An 840-nucleotide genomic window follows, 5' to 3' on the forward strand; every position below is an offset into this window, starting at 1 on the left:
GTGTTGGTATCTCCTCGGGCGCCGGCGGCTCGGCTGGCGTCTCGGGCGCTGGTTCTTCTTCCGGCTCGGGCTCCGGCAGAGGTTCTGGCTCTGAGGGAACAGCCGGCTCCGGTACTGGCGGGATGGTTGGCTCCGGCTCGGGCGCCGGTTCCTCGACAGGCGCCGGTTGCGGCGCAGGAATTACCTCCGGCTCGACTACCGGCGCCGGCGTCGTTTCCGCCTCGGGCAGCGGCTCGTCGCGCTTCAAGAACTCCGGAACGACCTGTTCGGCCGCCGGCTTCAGCGCATCGAGTGCTTCCCATTTGATCGGCGGCAGCGGGGCGGTCTCGTCGATCCGCTCCTCGACAACCTCTTTCTTGCCGAACGAAAATATCTTCTTGAAAAAACCAGCCATGCTTTGCGTTCTCAGGCGGCGCGGGCGGCAAGGGGCGCCGCGATCAGCCTGCTACCATCGTGGCCTGATATCTCAGCCTCGACGATCTCACCCGGTGCGCCCGTGCCGAGTGCGGCAAGCGTAAAACCCTCGGTGCGGCCAAGGCCGTCGCGCTCGATCAGGATCGACTGGCGCGTTCCGGTGAGCGACGACAGATGCCTGAAATAGGCAGCTTCACCGGCGGCACGCAGCCGGGCGGCGCGCTGCTTGACGACCTCGCGGCGGAGCTGCGGCATGCGCGCGGCGGGCGTGCCTTCGCGTGGGCTGAAGGGGAAGACGTGGAGATGGGTCAGGCCACACTCCTCGACAATTTTTTCCGAGTTCTCGAACATTTCGTCGGTCTCGGTCGGGAAGCCGGCGATGATGTCGGCGCCAAAGACGATACCGGGGCGCAGCTTGCGCACATC

Annotated in this window: 2 pseudogenes; both read right to left on the reverse strand. The window is 66.2% G+C overall.

Annotated elements, in window-relative coordinates:
• Positions 1-394, reverse strand: a pseudogene (locus EN984_RS36275) (signal recognition particle-docking protein FtsY); the annotation flags it as partial.
• Positions 395-405: 11 nt separating this feature from the next.
• A pseudogene (locus EN984_RS36280) lies at positions 406-840 on the reverse strand (tRNA (N(6)-L-threonylcarbamoyladenosine(37)-C(2))-methylthiotransferase MtaB); the annotation flags it as partial.

The sequence above is a fragment of the Mesorhizobium sp. M7A.F.Ca.CA.004.12.1.1 genome (assembly GCF_003997835.1).
GTDB lineage: Bacteria > Pseudomonadota > Alphaproteobacteria > Rhizobiales > Rhizobiaceae > Mesorhizobium.